This window comes from Haloquadratum walsbyi J07HQW2, assembly GCF_000415985.1.
Lineage (GTDB): Archaea > Halobacteriota > Halobacteria > Halobacteriales > Haloferacaceae > Haloquadratum > Haloquadratum walsbyi_B.
Genome location: NZ_KE356561.1, coordinates 1456937 through 1459174 on the forward strand (window position 1 = coordinate 1456937; position 2238 = coordinate 1459174).

Sequence of the window (2238 nt, forward strand, 5' to 3'; positions counted from 1 at the left end):
CTCAGTGAAGACGCTCGTGAAGCGATCTGAGAGCTGCTGCCCATAATCATTGTTCACGAACAGTGTTGAAACAGAACTTACCTCAAGTCGCTCAGCCATCACTTGTGCTATGACACGACCTTGCAGGAAGTCGGACGGTGCCGTCCGGAAGATATAGTCATCATCATCAAGATTTGAGACAGACAATGCTGTCGAAGATGGAGAGCATCCGACGACCTCATTTGGAATGAATACCTGCTGTGAGGTTGGAACGTTCACACCGGAGGACGCCGTTCCACAGACGCTCGGCACACCAGCACTAATAAGTGACTCACCAGCAGAGACACCAGCACTTGGGGATGTCTGTGTGTCCTCAGTTTGTGCACTGACTGAGATGCCTGCAGGATTCGCCTCATTTACCTGCATTGCTGGGAGTTGTGCAGCCTGAATCATCGGCTGTCCGACTGATGCGAGATCGCCTGTCTCTGGAAGGAGAATCCCGACAGATACCTCACGATCAGTGCCGCCAGGTCCGCTATCGGCTGCAGGACCGGAGCCATCTGGATTTTCGCCTTCAAAGTTCTGTACGTTAACTTGGGAGGTTCCATCGTCTGCAAATTCCCAAATGGCGTATGCTGCGGATGCTGGGTCGCCGTCCTCGTTGAAGTTTGTCGCTGAGGAGGCACCCTGATAGTTCACGTCTTCGCCGTTTGCAGCGGCTTCGACACCCTCAACGAGGTTATCGGGAGTAATTGTCGTTCCCTCGGGATTAGCGACACGTCGTATTTGATCACGAATTGCTGTTCCATCGTTTTCACCCGCGGCGGCATTGGCGAGTATTTGAATGGCGACTGAGTCATATGACTGTGAAGTAAAGACTCCAGGGCTTTCGTCATATGTATCTTGGAACAGCGTATTGAACGCTTCTTGATTTGGGCCACCCGCAGCAGGAGCTGTCCCAGTTACGTTTGCCATATCATTACCGACCTGTCCAGGCATTGCACCATCGCGAAGTCCGTCTGGGACGATGATTTCTTCACTTCCATCGGATTGACTATAATAATCACGGAAGAGTTGAATTCCACTCTCTGGATAACCAATCACGACAATGCCTTCTGGACCGCTTGATCCGGAAGGCGTTCCGGTGGTCCCACCACTTTCAGTTGCCGTTGAGTCAGAGCCACCACTCTCACCTCCACCGCCGACACAGCCTGAGAGACCAACAGTTCCCAATACTCCGGCTGCTCCAGCGCGTTCCAAGAATGCTCGGCGTTCAATATCTCGTGCCATATCTCGTGAATTGTCAGTCGTGAATATAAAAGTGCCCGTTGTCAGTATGTATCAACGGACCGGTAATTGGATCTATTGCTCTTACATATGTGAATTGTTTCTTGGAGTTGTGTGTGGTATAGATATATCGAGTTTGGAATGTGCTGAACACACACCAATGACGTATCCGACTGCTCTATGACTGGACGTGGATCGGTTATACTCATCTTAATTTATGCTAAGAAATAGTACATAATCGAGGTACTCGGTCCGATAGCCCTCTTTTCGAAGAATGTCAGTAATGCATACTTCGAGGTTTGCGTAAATAAAAAATGCCAACTGCATCTACTCCTCTCTCGGCGGGGTGAAGCCCGGAATGACGCCTTCGGGTCGGGTAATCTCGTCCTCTACGTCAGCCATGATTTGCTCCCGTTCCCGCCGGAGGTTCTTCGACTCGCTCAACAATACTCAAGACTAGCACACGCCGACCGTTGATATGCGGTTCATTGAGAACACCCTGCACGAGGCAGGTCTCCTGCTGTGACATCCAAATTTACTATACACGCTTAGATGTAGAGATCGCAACTACACATCGTGCACGAATCCAGCCTGCAAGGTTCGACAAGAGTATCAAATTTATTTTCAGTGTTCCTCTTTGTGTTGCCGAGAGGATGGGTTGTCAATTAAAACAATTGTTTGAGAATACATCCCTCACACAGCAGTTTTCCTGAGTCTTCTCAAATCAGTATGCAGTTTTCATTGACTGATTTTGGTTGCCTCTCACACAGCGGTTTTCCTCAGTTATCATCGCGAGAGGGCGTCTCATTCGTGGTTTCTTATTACCGATATATGACGGATGATCTCACATAATCAACTTTTCCGTATTAATAGTTCAGATAGTTTAGTAATTATACAGCACGGTATAATATAATAAGTCTGTATATTAGTTCATCCCCGGTTAATTCAAAGTTATAAGAAACTCGGGAAACT

At 48.3% G+C, this 2238-nt stretch carries 2 protein-coding genes; both read right to left on the reverse strand.

Going from position 1 to position 2238, the window contains the following annotated elements; translation table 11 throughout:
* Positions 1-1269 (reverse strand): ABC transporter substrate-binding protein (locus J07HQW2_RS06750; RefSeq protein ID WP_021054673.1); only part of this gene is annotated, 1269 nt, incomplete at its 3' end.
* 391 nt (positions 1270-1660) lie between these two features.
* On the reverse strand, positions 1661-1795 hold the full coding sequence (locus J07HQW2_RS06755) for a hypothetical protein (RefSeq protein WP_021054674.1): 135 nt from the start codon (positions 1793-1795) through the stop codon (positions 1661-1663).
* Positions 1796-2238: the final 443 nt, after the last annotated feature.